Consider the following 24,731-nt stretch of genomic DNA (forward strand, 5'->3'; position numbering starts at 1 on the left):
ATTAATTTCCTATCCTGCACAATAGGAGATCATTCATGATCCGTATCCGAGCTGACCAGTTCCCGTCAATTCTTTTAATCGTTCTCATTATTGTGGCGTTTGTTGTATTCTGGTCAATTATGGATATGGTTCTTCTCGGTGCGTCGCTGGCAATCGTTCTCATTCCGCTCCATAACCGGCTTTCATTCCACGTGAGACCATGGATCTCGGCATTGGTTATGACGCTGGCGGTGCTGGGAGTTTTTTGCATCATGGGATTGATCACCCTTGCAATATTTTCTGCAAATGCTACTACCCTTTCCCAGATGTTTATCACCATCGGCAACTGGCTCAATAATCCCCTGACAAATCCCATGGCATATGGCATCCCGTTAAGCAAGACCACCCTTTCCGTTCTCTTACAGGAAGGAACCGAACTCTTTGTCGATTATAATAAAACCCTGATCACTTACCTTCCCGTTATCCTCTTCAAAATGTTCGTCTTTTTCTTTACTCTTTTCATGCTCTTTTTACGAGGGGAGGAACTCCGGATAAAAATTATTGAACATGTACCTGGGCCATTAAAAAAATATATCAACCGTCTTTCCGATGCTACGGGAGACACCTTGTATGCCATCTATTATGTCCAGATTGTCATCGCGGTGCTTACGTTCTTCATTGCAATCCCGGTTTTTTACCTGCTCGGGTATGGCGACATCATCTTTTATTCATATTTTGCTGCATTCTGTGAACTGATCCCTATTATCGGATCATCCGTTGCGTTTGTCCTTATCGGTGCCTATGCACTCTCAATTGGGGATACCCGTGGTGTGTTGATCCTCTTTTTCCTTGGGTACCTGATCGTTTCTCTTGTTCCTGAGGTTTATGTCCGCCCGGTCCTTGTCGGCAGGAGAGTGAAAATCCACCCGGTGATCATGTTCATCGGTATAATCGGGGGACTTCTCACTATGGGGCTTGCTGGTTTTGTCTTAGGGCCGCTGATCATTGTGCTTCTTATCACCAGTTACCGGATGTACACGGAAGAAAGGAAAGAACGCGGCTTGTCCTCATTTGCTGATGACCCGTAGTCAACCGGAGAACATGTCTTTATTTAATTAAAAGGAAAGGATTATACCCTATTTCCGACGACTGGTAATAACGAATGGCGAGCACTTCTTTTTCCATGCATGGAGTCGTCAAGTCACTGGGGCTTGTGTTTGGCGATATCGGTACCAGTCCGATTTATGCGCTGACTGCTATTTTTTTCCTCATTCCCCCGACACCGCAGAACATCATGGGAATTCTCTCGCTGATTATCTGGACACTGATCACGCTTGTCACTGTCCAGTATACCTATCTCGCCATGCACCTTGGTAAAAAAGGTGAAGGCGGGACGATTGTGCTCAAAGAGATCCTGCTACCGATGTTAAAATCCGGCAACCAGATCGCATTTGTCTCTCTTCTTGCCATTGTCGGTATAGCACTGTTTATTGGCGATGGTGTGATCACCCCGGCGATCAGTATGCTTTCTGCTGTGGAAGGTATCACCCTCATCCCTGGTTTGGAAAATACTCCCCAGATACTGCTGATGCTCATCGCGGGCATCATCGCGGTTGGTCTCTTTGCAATCCAGGCCCGGGGGAGCGAACGGGTGGCGTGGGCGTTCGGGCCGGTAATGGTCATCTGGTTTATTGCACTTGCCGGTGCTGGTCTTGCTGCCATCTGGTTCTCACCCCAGGTACTGCTTGCAATTAACCCGATGTATGGTATCAATTACTTAGCCACTCACGGGCTTGAAGGCTTTTTAATCCTGTCTTCTGTCATACTTGTAGCAACGGGGGGCGAAGCGCTGTATGCAGATATGGGACATCTGGGCAGGGAGCCGATTGTCAAGGCATGGTATCTTGTTTTTATTGCTCTGGTGATGAACTATCTTGGCCAGGGGGCATTTTTAATGACGCACCCCGGTGCTCACAACCTCCTCTTTGAGATGATCTTCTCGCAGTTCGAGATCCTGTACATCCCCTTTTTGATCCTGAGCATCGCAGCAACCATCATTGCATCGCAGGCCATGATCTCCGGGATCTTTTCTATTGTGTACCAGGGAATCACCACCCGTATCCTGCCGCTGTTACGGATTGAATATACTTCACCGCAACTCCGCTCCCAGATCTATATCGATATCGTAAACTGGGCATTGCTCTTTGCGGTTCTCTTTGTCATTGCGATCTTCAGGTCTTCCAACAACCTCACGCTTGCCTACGGTCTCGCGGTGTGTGGCACCATGACAATTACCGGTATCCTTATCGCGTGGATTCTCATCCTTCGCGGGGAGGTTGTCAAGTCTTTAGTTGCAGTGACCATCTTTGTCATTACGGTTGTATTCCTGATCTCCAACTTCCACAAGATTCCCTACGGGGGATACTGGTCCCTGCTGATCGCATTCATTCCATTCTGCATCATCATGATCTATGTGAACGGCCAGAAGAAACTCGCCGCTGCGTTAAGTCCGATTCCTCTGGATGATTTCTTAGTAAAATTCAATGAAGTCTACCCTTCAGTGAACAGGATCTCGGGTACTGCATTATTCTTTGCCAGGGACTTCCGGAAATTACCCCAGTATGTTCCCCGGATTATGTTTACCAATAATATCGTCTACGATGACAATATCATTATCTCGATCATACGTACGGAACAGCCGTTCGGGGTAACCTGGGGTGTCACCCGCGAGATCACCCGCGGCCTCTCGATCTTTGAAATATATCTTGGCTACATGGAGATTGTCGATATCGGCAATATTTTAAAAGAGGCAGAGATTGATGAGAAGACGATCTTCTATGGCATGGAAGATATCATTACGACCCATGTTGCCTGGCGTATTTTTGCGGCAATCAAACGCCTTTCTCCCTCTGTCGTGCAGTTCTACAAGCTGCCATCCGATAAGATTCACGGCGTAGTGACAAGAGTGGATATGTAATTTTCCTGATAAAAAAGGAATAATCTCTTTATCACGCCAGCACCAATATATCAGAGAGAGCGAGGGTTGCCGAGCCAGGTCAAAGGCGCTGGATTTAGGGTCCAGTCTTGCAGGAGTTCAGGGGTTCGAATCCCTTCCCTCGCATTTTATTACTCTTTTTGAATCTTTTTGGTACAATTACATGGAATGATTCCGGTCATACCGAACGCGGTCGTCTATTTTTTCTGTATCTTTAGTAGATCTCCACCATATCGTCACAGAACAAAATCTCATAGTGGCTATGTGCGGCATCTGAATTCCATCTGTTTCTTCGATTTTCTTTTCAGGAATCCCACAATCCTCCATATCATCTGATGTGGTTTGTTGTACGTGATTAATCAAAACGGGATTGAAAATGCATCGCTGGTCTAACATACCAGATGATGAATAGTGGGGTTACTTAGATCTGTAAATCTAGAAAGCAAAAAGCAAACAGGAAATTATTTAGTCAATTCCTAAGTTGAGAAAAATTCACCGACTGATTATCAGTGAAACTCCGGATATGAACCGGGCTAATTGGTATGCCCAAAAGAAAAAAGATTAGAATTTTTTATCTATGAGCATTTGCGTGGTGCCATCGCTGAAATAGCCGGTTAATATTACCCGTTTGCCTTTGATAGTGGCTGTAGTGGTATTAAACTTGCCGACTGCTATGGATGCTAATGGAAGTATTACTTGTTCCTCGCCGCCGTCTATAGAGACATTGACCTGAGTAAGAGAATTGAGATCAGGTCCTCCCGTAATAGTGGCAACCCCATAATTTGTTGCATTGCTCGTAAGAGTCATACCAACTGTCTTGGTGCTCTGGATGTTCCCTGCCATGCCGAACACGAATGCAGCGATAACCGCTGCGAGAATCACCGTGATTGCGACCATTAAGATCACACCAATGACCGGTGATACTGCTTCTTCATTTTTTTTGGTAAATGCCATAAGTTAAGACTCCTTAAACATGCCCCAAGAGGGACATGACAATGTGTAATTACGTTAATACCAATGTAAACATATAAGGATGTTGTTGATTATGTAATATCCAGCACTCACTTGATCTAATGAGTGATGAAACAGGTTGAAAGAGAAATCTTTTCGGAAACCGTACAATCTATCGTATGTTCTGATGTAGGTTATTGTACGGGGAACTAAACAGGATTGCGATCGAGTCTGCCTGATACCAAATTGTGTGGGGAATGTAAAACTGGCGATTCTAGAAAACAAAAAGCAAACAGGAAATTATTTAGTCAATTCCTAAGTTGAGAACAATTCACCGACTGGTTATCAGTGAAACTCCGGATATGAACCGGCTAATGAGTATGCCCAAAAGAAAAAAGATTAGAATTTTTTATCTATGAGCATTTGCGTGGTGCCATCGCTGAAATAGCCGGTTAATATTACCCGTTTGCCTTTGATAGTGGCTGTAGTGGTATTAAACTTGCCGACTGCTATGGATGCTAATGGAAGTATTACTTGTTCCTCGCCGCCGTCTATAGAGACATTGACCTGAGTAAGAGAATTGAGATCAGGTCCTCCCGTAATAGTGGCAACCCCATAATTTGTTGCATTGCTCGTAAGAGTCATACCAACTGTCTTGGTGCTCTGGATGTTCCCTGCCATGCCGAACACGAATGCAGCGATAACCGCTGCGAGAATCACCGTGATTGCGACCATTAAGATCACACCAATGACCGGTGATACTGCTTCTTCATTTTTTTTGGTAAATGCCATAAGTTAAGACTCCTTAAACATGCCCCAAAAGGGACACGACAATGTGTAATTACGTTAGTCCGCTTGTAAATATATAATAATATCATTTAAGGCTGTAAAAATCATATGAGCCGGATAAGGATTCCTCCAGTAACTCACAATGAATCCTGATTCGTGAAATGCTGATGTAAGATTTTCAGTCAGATGTTGATTGTTTTTCATCTAGATCATACTCAGAAACAATGAACTCGTAAATTAAGCTTTGATTAAATATTCAACTGATCCTTCTCTCTCTGCACGGAAATTTTCAATAGCAATCACGACAGTATCTAAAAAATGTGTCCGGATCAATCGTACCTTATTGAAACCTTTATGGTGAATTTTTATGGATCTTTTTTGCCACTTGAATTATACTATGGTTGACTGTAAAAAGGTTGCCGGAAATCTACTATTGCTCGCCATCGTATTATTGGAAAAAAAGAGTTTCATTCAATTTTACGGGCAGTATCCAGAAGTATTTCATGCGGAAGTCCGGCAAGCGCAACTGCCCCCAGTGCACCGATCACGCCATTTCCCCCAATCAGGGAAATGCCAAAACGCTCTGCTGTCGCTTCTGCAACCGTACGGGTAATCACCTGCTCACGCACAAGCCTGCCATATCCCCTCAGTGGTTCAGGAACGCCAAGCCCCGTGCGAAGTGCAATACCCCATTCCGGGGAAAGTGATTCATCAGCCACAAACCTCCTTACTTTATCGGCAAGTTCATCCAGCATATCGGGAACCACAGCCACTTCGATGAAACTTGCCGAGTTGCCCGCTGTTTTTACATATACATCCTGGTTAAGCATCACCACATGATGACTGATGGGCAGAACACCTTTTATCCGGGTCACATGCGAAAGAAGGGCAAGAGCGAGAGCGAATGTCGCGCCGCCCTCCTTTGAATCGGTGTCATCAATCCCGATTGTCACGTGGACCATTGCCTGTGTCCAGACCTCTCCTTCAACAATGTGACCTTCGTGATGAGTATCAACCCTTGTCACTCCTTCCGCCCGGGCCATCATATCGGACAGGGAATAAGCCGGTCCGCCAATGCACCGTATCTTCTGGATTATCGAATCATCTGTACGTTGAATGCCAATAACCCCCACGGCTGGAAGAGGCAACAGCCCGACTGGGACATCACGGTACCCGATGCGGGCACATTCCCTGAGCAGCGTGCCATCCCGCTGGACATGGGATAATACTCCTCCGGCAAGTGCGTGATGGTGCCCGCAGAACGCTGCACAGGCACCACTCATACAGTCATGATAAATTTCAACATTCTCCCCATCAACGGTGGTAAATATCCGACGGCAGGTACTGGAAGGTATCGCACTGAGCGCAGCATAGCGTGCTGCATTCCGTCCCCGTTTTTCCTCCCGAAGGAACACGCATCCCTCCCGGAGCAGTCGACTCACCCAGTCCTGTGCGGTGCTGCGGGGAATATTTGCTGCAGTATGGATATCAGTAACGGTAAAAAAACCCTTGTCGAGCGTGATCTGTCGCATCAGGCGCAGGTACTCACGCCGGTGCTCAAGAACGCCCGTCATAGCGGTCCTTAATGAACAGGAGGTCACCGATAATTGCACTTGCTGTCTCTATGGATCCTGCACCTCTGCCAATAAGCGTGATCTCTTTGGCCATATCGGTCTCAAGCGTCAGGGCATTTAATGTGCCATCAACAACGAGAGGATGGCTCTTTTCGATGATACGGGGAGATACACGAAGAATGTGCTTTCTGGGTATCGCTTCGGCAATAAGACGGATCGTGCATCCTTCATCTTCAGCAAGTCGCAGTGCATCTGGCGTTAAGAGATCGATGCCAGTGCAGTCCACATCGCTCAGCTTGACACCGTTTCCCCAGATCGTGTTTGCCAGGATAACCAGTTTGATCGCTGCATCGATACCCTTGACGTCATAGGTTGGATCCGCTTCAGCATACCCCATCTCCCGGGCTTCCATCAGGGCCTGATCATAGGTCAGTCCTTCAGCGGCCATCCGGGTAAGAATATAATTACAGGTGCCGTTGAGGACTCCGTAAAGTGCGAGGATCTCATTACCGGCAAGTCCCTGTTCTAATGTATGCATAATGGGAATCGCGCCGGCAACCGTTGCCTCATACCGGAGGGCCACACCATTTTTGTGCGCCATTGCACGAAGCTCTTTGTTCGCCAGTGCGATGGGACCCTTATTTGAAGTGACGACATGTTTTTTCCGGGCAAGGGCGGTTTTAATATAGCCAATCGAAGGTTCACCCGACAACGCATTTGTCGGAGTGACTTCGACAAGTGCATCATAATCTGCCTTTTCGATGATATCAATTGTCGAAAGATTTGGATCGCCGCAATGTCCGTTCTTTTTCTTATATGCAAGAAGGGAGGGAATATCTAGTCCCCCGTAGTCCATTGCCCCGCTTTTTGAATCGGCGAGTCCGGTAATCGTTAGTCCTAGATCTTTTTTGGTGATCATTTCTGCAACGCCACGTCCCACCGAACCAAGACCAATCAGAGCGATCTTCATGCGATCTCCTCCAGGGGTTCAATAAGGAGCAGCGATTTCTGCAGGGACACGCGTCGCAGGATGGCGAGTGCCGCTTCCATATCCTCTTTGGTTACCGATTTTATTGTCAGTCGTGACGATGATCGTTCTTTTACAGCAGGCATACTCATGGCAAGTTCACTTACTTCAGCAAACCCGGTGGAATCAATCTTGTCAACGGTGTCGGAAAGATCCGTATGCATGAGATGCCCAATCATGATGACCGTCCGCTTGTAGAGCAGGCGTTGTTCGCCAATGCGCTGTATGTGCACCCCCTGTTCCTTGAGAAGGACAACTAACTTTTCAAGCCGCTCTTCCGGTATTTCGAGCACAATCTGGACATCAAGAGTGTTATGATCCGAGTCCGTTTCGCGCTGGTGAATCACTGCAATAATATTTCCACCGACTTCGGATATGGGTTTTAATGCCGCAACCAACTGGCCCGGCGAATCCTTCATCTCAAGTTTCATGGAGACCTGCACAAAACCACCTGACCAGTAGTAGCACGGCTATTTAGATAAGTCTTTTATTTTGATTACCGGCCTAAAAACCTACAACCGTGAAATACATTGCAGATATGAAAACAGACAATAAAAACAAACGAGCAAAAAAGAATCAGAGCTTTCGTAATTTGTTATCGACCTTTTCAAAGAAATTTCGCCCGATATCAACAAACTTTGCCGGGTATGCCGCAGGTTTTACCTCAATGGTCATAGAGGTACCCAGTTCAATGGTCTGTTGACCGTCAATAACAAGATTTGCCGGTTTTGTGCTTTCAAGTCTCACTTCAAGACGCCGGTTACTGCTGATAATGTGGGGACGCGACGAAAGGAGGTAGGGGGCGAGCGGGACCAGGATAAAGCCTTGTATCCTCGGATCGACAATAGGTCCGCCAGCGCTCATGGCATATGCAGTGGATCCGGTTGGAGTGCTGATGAGAAGTCCGTCAGCCCGGAACTGCTCAGTTGTGATACCATCAACAATGATTGAAAAACGCAGCATCTTTGCCGGACGTGTTGTTACGATCAAAGCTTCGTTGAGTGCGGTTCCCAGACTAATGCCCTCTTTTAAGAGCGTGATCCGCATCCGTTCTTCAACAGAAAATCCCCGGGAAAGAGTTCTCACAAAATCTATAGCCTCAGCAGGATCAAGATCTGCTAAAAATCCCACTTCCCCCCGGTTGATACCGATCACCGGAACCGGATGCCGCATCTGCTGGATTGTGCGGAGGATCGTACCATCTCCGCCAACAACCACAACGACATCGGCAGTGGTATCAGCTAACGGTAATCCGGTTTCACCAAGAATTGCCGCAGTATCGTCATCAAAATAAACCTCTACCCCATCTTGTTCCAGTACAGCCTTGACATTCCGGGAATAGGCAATTGCATCCGGATTATCGATCCGTGAAACAAGTAACAGACGCATACAAGATCACCGCAGATATTCGATTACTTTGTGGTGGACAGCACCGTTGGTTGCAACAATGCATCGCCCTATGGTCACTTCATCCGGGAACTGTATGGTGCCCCCGTTGAGATTCGATACTTTGCCCCCGGCTTCGGTACAGATAAGCATGCCCGCAGCAGCATCAGTAACCCTGAGTGTATCACGCAGATCGATAAAACCATCAATTCTTCCGCAGCCGACATAGCAGAGTTCCAGAGCCGATGCTCCGAAAAGACGCCAGCGACGGATTTTTTGTCCCAGCTGCATCACGCGCGTTGGATCAAATTTACGTCCGTAAATGCTCATCGCACATTCATCGAGATTCGTGACATTCGATACATGTATCGGTTTATCATTGCACCGTGCATACTTTCCTTTTATTGCAGTGAATGTTTCCCCGCTGGACAGGTTCCGGACAAATGCCTGCTGAATCTCTCCTTTTTCTGCGTACGCAATGGAGAGTGCATAAAATGGTATTCCGGCTACGGCATTGAACGTACCATCAACAGGATCGAGATAGATAGTTCCCCGATCACCAGTAAGATCGACTTTCCCGGCCTCTTCACTTATGAGAAGTTTGCCTAATGGATTATCCTGTAAAAATTGCAGGATGCAGTCTTCAGCAACCTGATCAATTACCTTTGTAGGTGTAAGATCAGCTCCCATACGGACCGTTTTACCCCCCTCGGAAGTTCCTACGAGATCGTGGATTCTCTGTTCTACTTCATCTGCCATCTGGTTGCATGCTGACAGGAACTCCATGGCCACATTACCCATTTTTCTACGCTGTATTTATGTAATGCTATGGTGATAAATTACTACCGCGATTATTAAATTCAAAAAAAGAGATGTGAATAAGATGAAAGAACAGACAGAAATCGGAAAGATTAAGGAAGGACGCTATATCGTTATTGAAGATGAACCCTGCAGGGTGCTGAGTATTGCAACATCCAAACCCGGCAAACATGGTGCAGCAAAAGCCCGTATTGATGCAATGGGTCTTTTTGATGGTGTCAAAAGGTCTATCGTCTCACCGGTATCCGCAAAAACCTATGTGCCGGTTGTTGAGCGGAAGAGCGCCCAGATTCTGTCCATTGCCGGAAGCACGGCTCAATTAATGGATATGAAAGACTTTACCAACTTTGAAATTCCAATTCCGGATGACAAGAAAGGAACCATCGAAGTTGGAAAAGAGTATATCTATATGGAATCCATGGGCAAGAGAAAATTCGATTAATTTTTTATTCTCTTTTAACTTATACTAGATAATTCCATTACGGTAACAATTATAAATGCTTTGGGAATATTTGTACAAAAAATCCTGAAACATTGATTATTTCAAATATATCGTGTAGGCACATGGATTTCAATACTGTAAGATTGCAGGTTGTGTGCATTGATAATAAAAAAATAACTCATTTGTCCACTGTAGAATTTCTCTGTCCATGGGCGGGGATCAACAGATTTAAAATCACTGTCAGCAGTTTTTTGATTGGTTTTTAAATTATCCTGAGGATTGGTAATTTCTTTTTTCTTCCCAAGCCATAAATCAAGATCGATACCCCCCGGGGGTGTAATGATCCTGACGATTCGATTGGGATCACCTGCATCCATAACCTGAATGGAGAAATCAGGATTTGCAGTAGAATAGGACCCCTGCAAACCACTGTACGATAATCCTTCACCTTTTTTAGGGATCACTTGGATCATATCGGGTACAACCGCAGGAGATGGTTCAATGGTATACACAAGTTCCCAGTATGGGAACGGTATACTGATAGTCTCTGTTGTCCCGCTGTATTGTCCCGAAAACTTTGCATAGGTGGTCATGTTAGTATCCGGCAGTTTTTCATCAAACCGGGTACTATTTGGAAGGGATTGATTAACCGATATACCATATTTTGATGGATCAACAAAGGACAAATTAGCTACATTCTTATCCCACGTTGGAACCGGTGTTGGGGTTGCCGTAGGTATTGCAACGGCTGTCACAACCGTGACAACCTGCCGGGTGATATTCGCATCAGCAAATGTCAAAGGTGTAACTGTGGGTTTTGGCGTTGTTGATGCAATCCCCGTATTGACTGGTTGGCCAGTCATGACGGGTTTGATTACCAATGCTATTACGAGTATTATGCAGAATGCACCCACCACATACATGATATCTTTTTTATCCATCGCTTTACAATATGCTATTGATTTTTACCAGATAAATACTCGTTCGATGGTACCGAATTTACATAAGATCGATATTGAATGGCTCTTCGCTGTTTCGTGTGGGTAGATTTGTAATAACGATTATCGAAACTGGCATTTTTCGGCTTATTCGTGAGTTCTGATATTCGATTAATATCCATGAATTAAGTACAAAATCGTCAACAGGACTTAATCTTTGAAGATCCAAAATATCATAATTTATAGATTATAGGGCGTGCAAAGACCTAATCAGACTTGGTTTATAAGGAGTTACCCACTCAGAATAGCGAAGAACCTATTGAATGTTGTTCTTCGGTCTTACGACGGGGGTGGTGTCCGATTTTAGCAAAATCATATTCATTTTTTCAAAAAAACGGATTATGGGTGAATTTGGACTCCGGTTTATCGCTAAAATATAAATACCATGACATCATCCTATGAAACAGGGATGCTGGGACAACCAGTGTCCACTATGAAAAAGGTGAAAACATGAATTCGTCCAAATATAATGATGAAGGGTTCACCGGTCTTGAGGCAGCGATTGTGCTCATTGCATTCGTCGTTGTCGCGGCGGTGTTCTCGTACGTGGTACTCGGTGCCGGGTTCTTCACAACCCAGAAGGCACAGGAGTCCGTGCACACAGGTGTTCAGCAGGCAACCTCGGCACTCGAACCTTCGGGTCCGGTAACGGTTCGAGCTGATACTTCCACTACAGCAAACAACGTGTCATTCTACCTGCAGCTTGCTGCCGGGGGTGCTCCGGTTGATATGAATACTATTGCATACACCGTTTCTACGAAAAACAGGGTTTCAACCTATTCTGCCAGCCAGGTAAATCTGCAAGTCCTGAACTCACAAACTGCGGGAAATTCCCTTGAACCACGGGAGATGGCATTAGTTTCAATTTACCTCGCCGGTGCTACGTATCAACCGGCATGGACCGCGAGCCAGTTAACAGTCAACGATAAGTTTACTATTGAGGTAAAACCCTCCGTCGGAGCAGCACTTCCGATCAGTAGAACTATGCCCTTATCGATGGCTGCATTGACTTATTATGAGGTATTTTAAGGAGGGTGAACAAAAATGAAAAATCTTTATTCAGAGGATGCATTCACCGGACTTGAAGCCGCTATCGTGCTGATCGCATTCGTTGTCGTTGCAGCAGTGTTCTCGTACGTGGTGCTCGGCGCCGGGTTCTTCACATCCCAGACGGCTCAGGCGACCGTTCACACGGGCGTGCAGCAGGCGAGCTCAAGCATGGAGCTGGTGGGCAATGTATATGGTGTCAATGCCACTTACCATGCTACTCCTTCCCTGACTTATGCCAACATAACTGTTGCTCTTACTGCAGGTGGTACCGGAATGGACTTATCGCAGATGGTGGTTTCTTATCGTGATAATAACGGAGGCTATAATTCAAGCTTGACAAAGACGGCTACTTGTTCTGATGCCATGGGTGTCGAACAGGCAAACCTCTATTGGTGTATAGGGGACCGCCTCTATGGCAATACCAATGATGTACTCGATCCCAACGAACAGATGGTTATTATCGTGGAACTGCCCACAACGACAATTGCCAACACGAAGTTCACGATCAATTTCCAGCCCGCGATTGGAGCGGTTTTACCGATTACTAGAACGGTACCCGGTACAATTGACACGATTCAACCCCTCTACTAATCTCTTTTTTTTGGATCTTACTATGAGTTGTATATCAATTCTGTAATGATTGCGCACGTGGCCGGGACAGAGATCAAAAAAACTCCTGCCCGTGAAATATCGGAATAGGTATCTGTCTTATTGAAAATAAGACTCAACCCGTTATGTCCCCCGGATTGCAGGATCTTGTGGTAACAATTGTATAAGAATTTTTACCGGGTATATAACTGCAATTAAAACGAAAAAAACCGGTGCACGCTTATCAAAAGCCCGCAACGCTCTCAAAATTAAACCCCTGTTCCAATTTCTCCGTATTAGACAATAAGAATATTTATTAATGACAAATGTGATATATCGCATAGATATACTATGGCGGTAAACCAGTCCCAGGTAGACCATATCATCACTGCCGCATCAGAAGATGACCCGGAGGTCAAGCTCCAGAATCTCGAGCGGGAAGTCGACCTGATCAAAACCTCCATCAAACGTCTCCTTATGGACATCCGCGAACGGATGAATGAACTGGAAAATCCTTTCACGCTTACTGCAACGGCCGGTGGAATGCCGGGTCAGACTCCATCATCTGCTGATGCTGATGCTGAAGAAGCAAAACGGTCAGCCCTTGAAGCACGGGAAGCCGCCCTTGATGCCCGTGAATCGCAGATAGATGCAACCAAATCGAAGGATGAAGCAGAGAAGATAAAGGCAGACCGTCAAAAAGAACCTGAAAAACCCGCTCAACCCCCGACTCAACACGATACAGAACGAAAGATGCTGGATGAACAGATGCTCGCTGCCTTAAGAAACCATGTTATTGTCCCTCCCCCTGCAAATCAGCAACCAAAAATAGTACTGCCCCTTGCCGTCCCCGCAAACGAAAAACTCCGGCTCCAGAAGGTGTATAAACTCTTCAAATGGACCCACCAGGCTGTAAAAAAATTCGGACATGACCGTCTCGAAATAATCCTGGGATCCTACCAGGCTATGGGGTACATCTCCAAAGATTCCTGCGATGAGATCCGGGAGATCTCCCGCCTCATGCCGGCAAATCTTGGCGAAGAGCACGAAGTGGGCCCGGATGAATTTGTAGCCGAGCTCTATTCATTGAATCGTATACTCGCACCTACCGACACATCACTTGACCGGGATATGATTGAAGTAATGATGGAGCACCGCCAGCAGGATGTTTCCCCAAAGGAAAAACCCGGCAATGACAGAATCGATATTTCCGGTGTTTCCATGAGGGAACGCTCCACCCCCTCAAAGAGCAAAGAAAATGATGATGACTGGATGAATCTGCCCGACAGGATATGATCAATGTCTGCCGAGACATTTACCACCGCTCTGTTTTTGATTACCGCAGTCATTGCGGCCGGTGTATTGATCAACGCTGTTTTTCCGGTTGTTTATACCATGGCAGGAACATTCCAGTCTGCTACGCATGAATCTGACCAGCGTCTCCGTACGGATTTTAAGATTGTCACTACCTTTGGCAAGTCATCGACATCAACGGTGCAGGTATGGATGAAAAATGTCGGGAGCGAGAGAATACCCCTGGCAGATATCCAGAAGTCTGATGTTTTTTGTGGTGAAGTGGGAAATTTTGGCCGGCTTGATTATGTTACCGATGATCCCCCTGTAATTGCTCCTCGTTGGACAGAGTATCTAAGTGATCTCAATAGTAATGGCTACTGGGATCCAGGAGAGACTCTTGAGGTATATGCAATACCTTCTACCATGCCTGCAAGTGGAAATATCGTATATTTCCAGTTCGTACTCCCGGACGGCATCTGGCGCTCGAGTGAATTTACTGCTGTGAGCTGATGCACTATGGCTGTCGCGGAGATCATTGGAGCAGCAATCGGGGTGATGCTGCTGGTTATCGTCGCATATATGCTTGTCGGGAGTGTACTCACAACAGCAGAAGTTGTCTCAACCGCCCAAAAAGATCTCACCCTGCAAAATGAGGCACAATTGAGAACCAGCCTCAGTGTAAACAAAACCGAGGCATCAATAACCGGAAATGGATTCAATTTCAGCGTGATGAATACGGGCAATGAAATAATATCCGATTTTAATCACACGGATATTTATACTTGGGATGGATCTGAATCAGAGTACCAGCATTTTACCTATAGCACATCGTGTGGTACTGATAATCACTGGTGTAAACGAATGATTGTTCCTGATACAATTCATCCCAACCAGCTGGATCCCGGTGAAAAGATGTGGGTCTGGGCAACATTTACCGGTGGCAATCCAATTTGGTTCCAGGTGACAACAAGCAATGGAGTTAATGCTCAGACAACATATCCCTGATATTGAAAGGAGAACCTGATGGCACACATTTCTGACCTGATGGGGGGCGAAGATAAGCATATCCTCTCTACCGGCAACAGTGAGCTGGATAAAAAGATTGCCGATGGTCTCCCGCTTGAGTCGCTCACCTTAATTGAAGGGGAGAATGATACCGGAAAGAGTGTACTGACCCAGCAGATCATCTGGGGCGCAATGAAGCAGGGATTATCTGTTGACCTCTTCACCACGGAGAGTACCACCAAGAGTTTTATCAAACAGATGGAATCGATGAGTCTCGATATATCCGAGTACTTTGCCTGGGGCTACCTCAAGGTCTTTCCTCTTCACGTTGTTGGATTTGAGTGGAAAAAAGAAGAGATGGCCGGTATCCTTGCACACCTCATCACGCACATCCAGAAAAGCAAAGCTCAGGTGGTCGTCATCGATTCACTCACCTTGTTTACCGAATACGCAGAGACGGACGCAATCCTTACCTTCTTTACCAGCTGCAAGTCCCTCGTTGATCATGGCAAGACAATTCTTGTGACCCTTCATACTTATGCATTCGAGGAAGACACTCTTGTGCGGATACGATCAATCGCTGATGCTCACCTGAACATGAAAAAAGCTCTGGTCGGGGACAAATATGTCATGGTGATGGAGGTGAATAAGGTACGCGGTGCAAGAAAGATCACCGGAAACCTTGTCAGTTTTGAAGTCCATCCGGGTTATGGAATGAAAGTCATCCCCATGAGTTTTGCGAGAGTCTGATATGGGCAGTCCTTCGATTGCAGTCAATCTTCCGTACAAACCCGAGGTGGTTGATTCAAATGTTGATTTTTACACCGACATTGAATCAAGCCCCCTTTACAAAATGCTCCCGGCAAATGCCAAAGAATATGTAAAAGCAAGCCCTCACCTGCTTGAATACCTTCATACCTTTCCGGTAAATACGTATGGCATCCCGCTCTTTTTATCGGAGCTGAAAAAAGATCTCCGCAAGATGGAAAGTCCCAATATTATTTATCCGGTCAATGAAACAACCTTTATTCACATCCTTCCCGACCCAGATGATGTACGGAATTATTATATTCCCATTGAGCCCTCGTTCCTCCATAGTGTCGGTGCGATGCTGCCTGTAATTGAGACCAAATTAATTGACCTGATTGATGGTCTGGATGAAGATCCGATCAGCGACAAGGAACGTGCAGAAGTCATCAAAAGGATGCTTGCAATTGTGGCAGTGATCAGACCGAAAAATGTTGATCTTGCACAGTTTTCTGGCAGTGGTGGTTTAGTAAAGCAGGATATGGCATCCAGAATCACAACTTTTTTGAAAACGGACTTCACAGCAAAAGACAAGATGAAGAATGTCAAAAAGAAGCATCAGGTCCCTCTCACTCCTGATGGCAAGGTAATTCTTACGAATGAGGAGTACCGGGCCATTGAGTACCTGCTTATCCGGGACAAGATCGATATGGGGGTACTCAAACCCTTCCTCTCGGACTCCTATATTGAAGATATCTCCTGTGATGGTATCGGACCGATCTTCATTGAGCACAAGATTTTCAAAGGTCTCAAATCCGTCATTGAATTCAAAGTCTCGAGTGAACTTGACGAATTTGTAGTCAAAATGGCAGAAAAGATCAAGCGCCCGATCACTTACCGGAGTCCAATTGTTGATGCTACACTGCCGGATGGTTCGCGTATCAACATTGTCTATGGAACTGCAATCAGTCGCCACGGGAGCAATTTTTCCATCCGTAAAGTTAACGAAGTTCCGCTTTCCATTCTCAACATCATTGAAAGTAATGGTCTTGACTATCTGTCAGCTGCCTATCTCTGGATCTGCGTAGAGTACGGGATGTCACTCTTCGTCAGTGGCGAGACCGCGAGTGGGAAAACAACCCTCCTGAATGCAATTACAACATTCATTCCTCCGGAAAACAAGATAGTCACGATTGAAGATACGCCGGAACTCAACGTGCCTCACAGGAACTGGATCCGGGAAGTTGCGCTTGCCAAAGGAAAAGGTGAAGGCGGCGGTGCCAGTGGTGAAGTGTCCATGTTTGACCTGCTCAAGGCAGCCTTACGTCAGCGCCCCAACCAGATCCTTGTCGGTGAGATACGAGGAGTAGAGGGGGCAGTGGCATTTGGTGCAATGCAGACCGGTCACCCCGTTATGAGCACATTCCACGCTGCATCGGTTGAAAAACTCATCCAGCGTCTCTGTGGAGACCCGATCAACATTCCCCGGACATATGTGGATAACCTTAACCTTGTGGTCATCCAGAGTGCAGTCAAGCGCCCGGATGGTTCACTGGTACGCCGGATGATCAGCTGCAATGAACTGGTAGGGTTCAACCCGGAGACCCAGGGATTTACCTTTGTCGAGATGTTCAGCTGGGAACCGGTTTCAGACACTTTTACCTGGAGTGGTAAAGGCAGTTCTTACCTGCTTGAAAGCAAGATTGCCACAATGCTGGGGATGCCTGATAGTAAAAAATCAGAAATCTATCTTGAAGTAGAAAAACGGGCAAAAATTCTTGAACGCCTGCATAAAGCCGGCTATACAAAATTCTGGGATCTGTTCCATATGATGACCAAGATCAAGAAACAGGGACTCCTGCAGATTGGTTCCTGATATGGCTGATACCGTACAAGGTCCTAAAGAAACGACGGCTAAAAGAGAGATCCCCTTTGCGTCTACTCTTGAGGAACTCAAAGAAAAAGTCGCTCTCGTAACTGAAGCCAAAAAAATGGGAGCAGATCTGCTCTTTATGATCACGTACATGGCATCTCTTGGACTTGCCAGTGCCACCCGCCCGGAAATTTTTGCCTACTCGGCTAATCGTACGGAGTATATTTCTGCAAAATACATCGGCAAAGTGGATACGCTCGCAAAGAAATGGGGTTTTAGTTATGCAGAATCGTTAAGCATTGTGGCAGAACGCACAAATAACATTATTCTCAAGAGTATGCTGAACCGGTATTCAAATGCCATTGATTCTGGTGTCCCTGATGATGATTTCTTAAAAAATGAGCTATCGACCGTGCGGACCGTATACCGGAGCCAGATAGAGCAGGGACTCGAGATGCTCAAGAAATGGGGAGATGCCTATATCGCGATGCTCCTGTCGGGAACTGTGATAGCTGTGGTCATGATGATCTCGATTGCCATCTATGCCCCGGCAGGCATTCAGGGCACATTGAATATTGCCTATGGGATCATCCTCGCCATTTCCGTCAGTGGCAATGTCCTTATGTATTCGTCTGTTCCGGATGATCCAAAATCCCATGGTCTTATAACCCGTGTATCGAAGGAACAGGAGACCATTCATGCCATGGAAAGGATCATCGTACCTCTCACCATTGTCGCTGTTATCGTCCTTGTACTACTCGGTATTCACGCGGGTCTGATCTTTCTTCTTGTAGGAATCCTTCTGGCCCCTCTTGGTATCATCGGTTATATTGATGATTCCAATATTACTCTTCGCGATGCAGATTTTTCAACATTTATCAGGAGTCTCGGATCCGTTATGGGAGGGCAGGGCACCACAACGGTATATGCGCTGGGAATTATTGACAGGAAATCACTTCCGGCACTTGAGCCTTTGATAAATTCTGTATATTCAAAGATGAACCTGGGTCTGGATGATAAACAAATCTGGGATAAATTTATTGGTGAAGCGGGAAGCAATCTCATCTACAAATACTTAAATATCTATCTGGATACGATCATGCTGGGGGGTCCTCCAGACCCAATCGGTAATGTCGTTGGATCTTCAGTGCTTGAACAAACACTCCTGAGAGAGAAGAAAGATATGCATGCCAAAAGTTTTTTCGTGCTCCTTATACCCATGCATATCGCAATGATAGGAATTTTTGTTGCACTCTACCAGATCATGGTCGTCCTGACCGGCTCCGTAGCAAAAATGATGACGCAATTCCAGGAGAATGCGGTAGCCGCAGGATCAACTGGCGCGGGCGGAGCGGGCGTCTCGTCTGGTTCTGCTCTTGGAGGTATGAGCCTGCTCTCCAATTTCCCGGAAAAAGAGATGATGACGTTTGTAGTAATAATTGTGACAATCATCACAATAGCCAATATCCTTGCAGCACGGATAGTCGGAGGAGGGGATCGGTATATGTATTATTTCTACTCAGCAATATTCTGTTCATGTACCGGACTCGTATTGCTTCTGGCACCCATCGGTGTCGGTATGTTCTTCAGCCCGGAAGGACTGGCGAATATGGCAAAGTCTGGTTTGGGAGGATAAGAGATCCGCAATGAAAGAAAGTCTCCGCAGGCCAATATTGTTTGCAGTTATTGTTATCACGGGATCTATCCTGATTCTCTTTGATATCCCCCTTATTGTTTTAATTCCCATTCTCCTTATCGTGGGCTTTATAATCCTTCTTATTCTCGGTGCTATCACGGTTGCAGAGATTAAAACTTCTCTGGGTAACCTGAAAAAGATCGGGATAATCAAAAAACTCGACAGTATGAAATTTTTTGAAAAATCCACTCCTGTGCAGAAGGATAAAACGCAACCGGTGAAAGCAGAGGCAAAACAACCTGTAAAAGGTCCGGCTAAGAAGAGTGGTATCGGCCTTCATCTCACTTCATTTGTATCTTCCATAAAATCACTGGGATCTTTGCTCAAAGAACGCAACAAACGTGGGAAAAAGGTAGAGGATATCGATAAACAGCTTGACAAAACGGTAAGTGAAAAAGTTGAGAGAAGTCCGGCACCTGCACGAACGGGCAACGTCTCAGATACATCCGTGCCCTTACCCGCAGGGGGTGCAGGTACCAGTAGCTCCACAAAAGATCAGGATCCCTTCCTCTCATTGTCAGAAGATGAATTCGATCTGGGTCTGCTCGATTCCCTGGATGACCATGATTTTCCGGGATCAACACCTGGAATTTCGGAAGGCTCAACGACCTCAGCTCCGGATACAACATCACTCGAACTCAGTCAACCGGAAATTCCTTCCCCCACAATCGATATTGACGGGGAAGCAGGGGATATCCTCAAGGATAATGATCAGGGACTTGAAGGATTCCCTGGTCTCGATAGCGGTGACGCAAGTGATAGTGACTTTGGTGATCTTGACAACCTGAGCCTTGATGATATCGAGCTTGATGAGGATACTGGGGAAAAAGCCCCAAGTCCATCAACCCCCCAGCCAGCCCCGGCTGCAGCCAGCGTAGCTGCTCCCCCCAAACCCGGCAAAGAACCGGTAAAGACAGAATGGATTAAATCTGATGCTCCGAAAGATGCCAGTCAATTCGAGGATCAGATATCAACCCAATCTGATATGGCTGCATTCGCCGGAGGTGGTGGGAGCGATGCAGATCTTTTAAGCTCGCTTGCGTCTGATGTTAAGCATGTGAAAGTAGAAAAAAATCTCAGCCTTCTCCGTGAATTAAAGGATTTTAAAGCCCCTGCTAACGAGATTGAGAGCGAACTCACCGACATGTATACACGGATGGACGCGATCAAGAAAACGCAGAAAAAGGAAACCCCTCCCCCAGAGGAAACAAAATAAGCCATAGCACTACACACATATATCTGGATATTTTCGATCCCCATAAAAACGAAAAAATTATCGAGGTCCCATGAAAGAAGTACCCATAAAAATTGAATTCAATAAGGAATGGATCGTCACTAAACTGGGAGTAGGTGAAGATCGTATGGTACTTCCGGCTCCGATAAACAAAGAGATACTCTTTAAGTCCGTATCTGATGTTTCTGAAAAGAAAAATATGCTTATTGTAACGGTAAAAACGGATACTGAAGTGATTTATAAGATACTTTCCGTTGAAAAAGTCCTCCAGATCTTAAAGAAACTTATTCTCACGTCCTGTAATGCCTATAGGCTCATGGCGTACTTCATGTCACCTGCTATCCGAGGGGGTGTGATGGTCCAGGAAGCCCAGTGGGAAAAGGGGAGTGTCGTTGTTGTCAAGAGTGGAATCTGGTTTGTAGGTGCAGTAAAACAGATCTGTGTTCCTATCAATGATGTGGCAGCGATCGAACTCACCAAACGGGATGTACAGGGAAAACCCACCGATGTGGTAAGAATCGACCATCTGGAATCTGCTGAAGTGGTTTCAAGTCTTGTCCTCTGTCCACTTTCAACCCTGCAGGTCCTCTATAATTTCTTAAAAGACACGACAAAAAGCATGGATATGAAAGGGACTGAACTGGACGGGGTTGACCAGCAGGTTGCCATGCTCGTATATTCGGGAATGGATTCCCATGCTATAGAGAATATGCTCAACATTCCCCACAAGCAGCTCGACAAGATATATGATAAAATACTGGCACTGGGTATTGGTGAAGTGGTTATTATCCGAAGAGAGATCCAGCTCACGACAAAAGGGGTAAGATATATTACAGATGCCACCAAATCTCAAACAAATTAATATTTTTCCTTATTTTGTACCAATACTTCTTTATGCAATGATCTCACTAACTTTAATTTGATCGTCAATGGGAAAGATTTTGATCGTGGATGATACGCTCTTCATGCGAACCCTTATTAAAAATATTCTGTTTACTGGCGGACACACGATTGCTGGTGAAGCCGGGGATGGCGAAGAAGCGATAGCAAAATACCAGGAATTGAAACCAGATCTCGTCACCATGGATGTCGTGATGCCTAAAATGAATGGAATTGAGGCATTAAAGGGCATCAAGGCGATTGATCCCGCAGCAAAGATCATCATGTGTACAGCTGTTGGCCAGGAACAGATGGTCAAACTCGCGATAAAAAGCGGTGCGAAAGGATATATCGTCAAACCGTTCCAGGCACCCAAGGTTCTTGAAGAAGTCAAAAACGTACTGGCGTCCTGATTATGGTTAAGGTACTTATCGTAGATGATTCCGTGTTCATGCGGACAATCATCAGAGATATGCTGACAAAAGATACGTCCATTGAAATAGTGGGAACTGCGTCAAATGGTGTTGATGCGTTAGAAAAGATCAAGAGTCTCTCACCCGATCTTATCACCCTTGATATCGAAATGCCCGTGATGAATGGGATTGAAGTCCTAAAAGAACTCCAAAAACAACCGAAACGTCCAAAAATACTGATGCTGAGTACACTCACTTCAAAAGATGCTGAACTGACTGTTCAGGCAATACGGCTCGGAGCAGATGATTTTATGCTCAAGCCAAAGGATATACCGCATGTGCGGGAGATTGGGCAGGAACTGATCAATGCCGTCAAACATCTCATGATCCTGCCCTCTAAAGCAGTAGCAAGAAAAGAATCCTTATCCACACGCCCCGCTGATCGCGTGGTTCTCATCGGATCATCAGCTGGAGGTCCGCCGATGCTCGATATGCTACTGGCGGATCTCCCTGCAGATCTTCCTGCGGGTGTTATTGTTACGCAGCATATGCCCCCGGGTTTTACTGCACCCCTTGCAGAACGATTTAACCGTATCTCTCCAATCCCGGTCAAAGAAACAGAAACGGGTGATCCTATCCTGACCGGAAGGATTCTCCTTTCAAAAGCAGGTGTGCATACCGTTGTCAGCGGTGCATTATCGGAAAACAATAAAAAAACCGGACGCATTATCCACACCAATTCACCTCCCCTTCATGGCGTCAAACCTGCGGTTGATAAAACGTATGAATCTGCAGTCAGCGTCTATGGAAAAAATATTGTATCCGTAACCTTGAGCGGCATGGGAAATGATGCCGGCGCAGGGGCGCTGGTAATAAAAGACGCGGGCGGAAAAAATCTCGTATGTGATGAGAAAGACTGCCTGGTTTATGGCATGGCACGATCCGTTATCAAACATGATGCCGCCGATAAGATCCTGCCATTGAAAAAACTTGCAAAGGAGATCGAGAAGGTAGTGCGTGAAATGGAGGGCATCAATGTCTGAATTTGAAGCATACCGTGGCTTGTTTGTTGCAGAATCCCGTGAGAATCACGAGAATCTGGTAAAGAACATGTTAATCCTGGAAAAAGGCGGAAGCCAGACTGCTATTGATGAAATATTCCGTTCCATCCATACGCTTAAAGGCGCCTCGGCATCGATGGGATTTTCTGAGATGGAGCGACTTTGCCACACCATGGAGGACGTGTTCCAGCTCATCCGCAGCGGGAGTGCAGTGATTACTGCAGATTTGAGCAATATTCTTCTTGCAAGCTCTGATACCATCGAACTGATGCTTGACGATATTGAAGGCGGGGGAGATTCTTCATCGGTTAACCCTGATGAGCAGGTAAAAGCCTTAAAACAATGGCTTACACAGAATGCGGGGGAATCAAAAGGTGTTACTGCCAAACCGACTGTCACATCCCCTAAAGCAACCACAAAAAAATCAGAAATAATCGATGAGACAGATCGACCACAATATTCGATAAAAATTACCGTTGCTGATGACTGTGTCATGAAAGATATACGGGCGCTGCTTGCAATCGGCAATCTAGAGTCTCTGGGAACCATCCTGTCAATAGATCCATCCCGGGATGATATCGATGAAGGTAAATTCGATGGCTCACTCGTATTGAAGATTGCCAGCGACGTGGGCGAGGATGCCTTGAAGACTGCAGCAACCGGGACTGATATTGCATCCGTTGAAATAGCCCCTGCAGAAAAAGCAGAGCCGATCTCCCAAACTGAGGTATCCGAAGAGATAAAACCTTCAGAATCCGATAAAAAACAACCGTCTGCAAGTCAGGATAAAAACCGGGAAATAAAAAACCTCAGGGTCGATATCGCCCAGCTCGACCATATCATGAATCTTGTCGAGGATCTTGTCATCAATCGTGGGAGGCTCAAACAGATCGCTGAACAGAACAAGATCAAGGAGCTGGATGAAGCAATTAGTACGGTTGATCGGTCCGTATCAGATCTCCAGAACCTGATGATGAACATCCGTATGATCCCCTTAAACCATATCTTCAATCGCCTTCCAAGGGTTGTCAGGGATGTTGCCCAGTACGATCACAAAGAAGTGGAATTTGTTATCGACGGAGGAGAGACCGAACTTGACCGGAGCGTTATGGACGGGCTCAATGATCCTCTTCTCCATTTAATTCGGAATGCCGTGAATCATGGGATTGAAGCCCCTGATATAAGGGAAAAAGCCGGTAAACCCCGCAAAGGGTTTGTTAAGCTTTCTGCTCATCGTGACCGGGATAATGTAATTATCGAACTTATTGATGATGGCGGGGGTATCAATGTTGAGAAGGTCAAGTCAAAGGCGGTAGAAAAAGGCCTGATAACGCCGGAAAGTGCAGTGACCCTGACTACCGATCAGGCTGTCGATCTCCTGTTCCTGCCGGGATTTTCAACCGCAGATACGATTACCGATATCAGTGGAAGGGGTGTCGGACTCGATGTGGTCAGACGATCCATTGAAGCATTAAAAGGTTCTATCCGTGTCGAAACAACTCCGGGAAAAGGCAGCCGGTTTGAACTCCTGCTTCCTCCCACGATGGCCATCGTTGATGTTATGATTGTACGGCTCAACAAGCGGAGACTTGCCATACCTATCAGCAGTATTGTCGAAGTAGCGAATTTTAAGAGTGGTTCGACTCACCGGATAGGAAAAAGTGATACCATTCTTTTAAGAGATGAAGTGCTTGAGATTTTCTTACTCGATGATATGATGGGAAAATCAGATGAGCGTGAGATCCTCATTGTTGTGCAGTACCTGAAACGCAAGTGCTGTATTGCAGTTGACGTTGTCGAAGGAAAGCAGGAAGTAGTAGTAAAACCATTGAGCAGCATTATCGGTAATACCCGGGGAATAAGCGGGATTACCATACTTGGTGATGGTGAAGTGGTTCCAGTACTTGATGTAAATACTATGGTGTAGGT

General features: G+C 46.0%; 24 protein-coding genes and 1 tRNA gene. 17 read left to right on the forward strand and 8 right to left on the reverse strand.

Features of this window, described 5'->3' with window-relative positions:
* Positions 1–35: 35 nt before the first annotated feature.
* The 3 genes from WC593_01085 (at position 36) to WC593_01095 (ending at position 3,100) form a co-directional block, all read left to right on the forward strand.
* Positions 36–1,067, forward strand: a complete 1,032-nt coding sequence (locus tag WC593_01085; GenBank protein ID MFA4823730.1) for an AI-2E family transporter — start codon at positions 36–38, stop codon at positions 1,065–1,067.
* Between the two features lie 74 nt (positions 1,068–1,141).
* Positions 1,142–2,956 (forward strand): KUP/HAK/KT family potassium transporter, encoded by a 1,815-nt coding sequence (locus tag WC593_01090; GenBank protein ID MFA4823731.1) that lies wholly within the window; start codon positions 1,142–1,144, stop codon positions 2,954–2,956.
* 59 nt (positions 2,957–3,015) lie between these two features.
* Positions 3,016–3,100: transfer RNA gene (locus WC593_01095), tRNA-Leu, on the forward strand.
* Positions 3,101–3,535: 435 nt separating this feature from the next.
* Here WC593_01095 and WC593_01100 read toward each other — a convergent pair.
* From WC593_01100 to WC593_01130, 7 genes are all read right to left on the reverse strand, one after another.
* On the reverse strand, positions 3,536–3,928 hold the full coding sequence (locus WC593_01100) for a type IV pilin N-terminal domain-containing protein (protein ID MFA4823732.1): 393 nt from the start codon (positions 3,926–3,928) through the stop codon (positions 3,536–3,538).
* Between the two features lie 396 nt (positions 3,929–4,324).
* Positions 4,325–4,717, reverse strand: coding sequence for a type IV pilin N-terminal domain-containing protein (locus tag WC593_01105; GenBank protein ID MFA4823733.1), 393 nt, complete (start codon positions 4,715–4,717; stop codon positions 4,325–4,327).
* Between the two features lie 464 nt (positions 4,718–5,181).
* Complete coding sequence (locus WC593_01110; GenBank protein ID MFA4823734.1) at positions 5,182–6,288, reverse strand: sugar-specific transcriptional regulator TrmB; 1,107 nt, start codon at positions 6,286–6,288, stop codon at positions 5,182–5,184.
* A complete protein-coding gene (locus tag WC593_01115) occupies positions 6,272–7,258 on the reverse strand; it encodes a homoserine dehydrogenase (GenBank protein ID MFA4823735.1) in 987 nt (328 codons plus the stop codon). Before WC593_01115 ends, WC593_01110 begins: the two co-directional genes overlap by 17 nt.
* A complete protein-coding gene (locus tag WC593_01120; protein MFA4823736.1) occupies positions 7,255–7,746 on the reverse strand; it encodes an amino acid-binding protein in 492 nt (163 codons plus the stop codon). The genes WC593_01115 and WC593_01120 overlap by 4 nt, the downstream gene beginning before the upstream one ends.
* A gap of 145 nt (positions 7,747–7,891) precedes the next feature.
* Positions 7,892–8,704 (reverse strand): NAD(+)/NADH kinase, encoded by an 813-nt coding sequence (locus WC593_01125; GenBank protein MFA4823737.1) that lies wholly within the window; start codon positions 8,702–8,704, stop codon positions 7,892–7,894.
* Positions 8,705–8,710: 6 nt separating this feature from the next.
* Positions 8,711–9,487: a bifunctional fructose-bisphosphatase/inositol-phosphate phosphatase gene (locus WC593_01130; protein MFA4823738.1), complete on the reverse strand. Its 777-nt coding sequence runs from the start codon at positions 9,485–9,487 to the stop codon at positions 8,711–8,713.
* Positions 9,488–9,584: 97 nt separating this feature from the next.
* On the opposite strand from WC593_01130, the gene WC593_01135 reads away from it, so the two are divergent.
* Entirely contained in the window at positions 9,585–9,962 is a 378-nt protein-coding gene (locus tag WC593_01135; protein ID MFA4823739.1) for a translation initiation factor IF-5A, read from the forward strand.
* Between the two features lie 101 nt (positions 9,963–10,063).
* Here WC593_01135 and WC593_01140 read toward each other — a convergent pair whose 3' ends face one another.
* The gene (locus WC593_01140) at positions 10,064–10,903 is read right to left on the reverse strand and encodes a hypothetical protein (protein ID MFA4823740.1); all 840 of its coding nucleotides are present in this window, start codon (positions 10,901–10,903) and stop codon (positions 10,064–10,066) included.
* A gap of 507 nt (positions 10,904–11,410) precedes the next feature.
* On the opposite strand from WC593_01140, the gene WC593_01145 reads away from it, so the two are divergent.
* The 13 genes from WC593_01145 (at position 11,411) to WC593_01205 (ending at position 24,729) form a co-directional block, all read left to right on the forward strand.
* Entirely contained in the window at positions 11,411–11,989 is a 579-nt protein-coding gene (locus tag WC593_01145) for an archaellin/type IV pilin N-terminal domain-containing protein (protein ID MFA4823741.1), read from the forward strand.
* A 15-nt stretch (positions 11,990–12,004) separates the two neighbouring features.
* Positions 12,005–12,601: an archaellin/type IV pilin N-terminal domain-containing protein gene (locus tag WC593_01150; GenBank protein ID MFA4823742.1), complete on the forward strand. Its 597-nt coding sequence runs from the start codon at positions 12,005–12,007 to the stop codon at positions 12,599–12,601.
* A 348-nt stretch (positions 12,602–12,949) separates the two neighbouring features.
* Positions 12,950–13,894 (forward strand): hypothetical protein, encoded by a 945-nt coding sequence (locus WC593_01155; GenBank protein MFA4823743.1) that lies wholly within the window; start codon positions 12,950–12,952, stop codon positions 13,892–13,894.
* 3 nt (positions 13,895–13,897) lie between these two features.
* The gene (locus WC593_01160; GenBank protein ID MFA4823744.1) at positions 13,898–14,404 is read left to right on the forward strand and encodes a flagellin; all 507 of its coding nucleotides are present in this window, start codon (positions 13,898–13,900) and stop codon (positions 14,402–14,404) included.
* 6 nt (positions 14,405–14,410) lie between these two features.
* Positions 14,411–14,899, forward strand: a complete 489-nt coding sequence (locus tag WC593_01165; protein ID MFA4823745.1) for a hypothetical protein — start codon at positions 14,411–14,413, stop codon at positions 14,897–14,899.
* A gap of 18 nt (positions 14,900–14,917) precedes the next feature.
* The gene (locus WC593_01170; protein MFA4823746.1) at positions 14,918–15,649 is read left to right on the forward strand and encodes an ATPase domain-containing protein; all 732 of its coding nucleotides are present in this window, start codon (positions 14,918–14,920) and stop codon (positions 15,647–15,649) included.
* A 1-nt stretch (position 15,650) separates the two neighbouring features.
* Positions 15,651–17,522 (forward strand): type II/IV secretion system ATPase subunit, encoded by a 1,872-nt coding sequence (locus tag WC593_01175; GenBank protein MFA4823747.1) that lies wholly within the window; start codon positions 15,651–15,653, stop codon positions 17,520–17,522.
* A 1-nt stretch (position 17,523) separates the two neighbouring features.
* Positions 17,524–19,155, forward strand: a complete 1,632-nt coding sequence (gene flaJ / locus WC593_01180) for an archaellar assembly protein FlaJ (protein MFA4823748.1) — start codon at positions 17,524–17,526, stop codon at positions 19,153–19,155.
* Between the two features lie 10 nt (positions 19,156–19,165).
* Positions 19,166–20,431 (forward strand): hypothetical protein, encoded by a 1,266-nt coding sequence (locus WC593_01185; protein MFA4823749.1) that lies wholly within the window; start codon positions 19,166–19,168, stop codon positions 20,429–20,431.
* A gap of 70 nt (positions 20,432–20,501) precedes the next feature.
* Positions 20,502–21,311 carry a CheF family chemotaxis protein gene (locus WC593_01190; protein MFA4823750.1) on the forward strand — a complete coding sequence of 270 codons (810 nt, stop codon included), beginning with the start codon at positions 20,502–20,504 and terminating at the stop codon, positions 21,309–21,311.
* 67 nt (positions 21,312–21,378) lie between these two features.
* A complete protein-coding gene (locus WC593_01195; protein MFA4823751.1) occupies positions 21,379–21,741 on the forward strand; it encodes a response regulator in 363 nt (120 codons plus the stop codon).
* A 2-nt stretch (positions 21,742–21,743) separates the two neighbouring features.
* On the forward strand, positions 21,744–22,784 hold the full coding sequence (gene cheB, locus WC593_01200; GenBank protein MFA4823752.1) for a chemotaxis-specific protein-glutamate methyltransferase CheB: 1,041 nt from the start codon (positions 21,744–21,746) through the stop codon (positions 22,782–22,784).
* Positions 22,777–24,729 carry a chemotaxis protein CheA gene (locus WC593_01205; protein ID MFA4823753.1) on the forward strand — a complete coding sequence of 651 codons (1,953 nt, stop codon included), beginning with the start codon at positions 22,777–22,779 and terminating at the stop codon, positions 24,727–24,729. The genes cheB and WC593_01205 overlap by 8 nt, the downstream gene beginning before the upstream one ends.
* Positions 24,730–24,731: the final 2 nt, after the last annotated feature.

The organism is Methanoregula sp. (assembly GCA_041645435.1).
GTDB lineage: Archaea > Halobacteriota > Methanomicrobia > Methanomicrobiales > Methanospirillaceae > Methanoregula.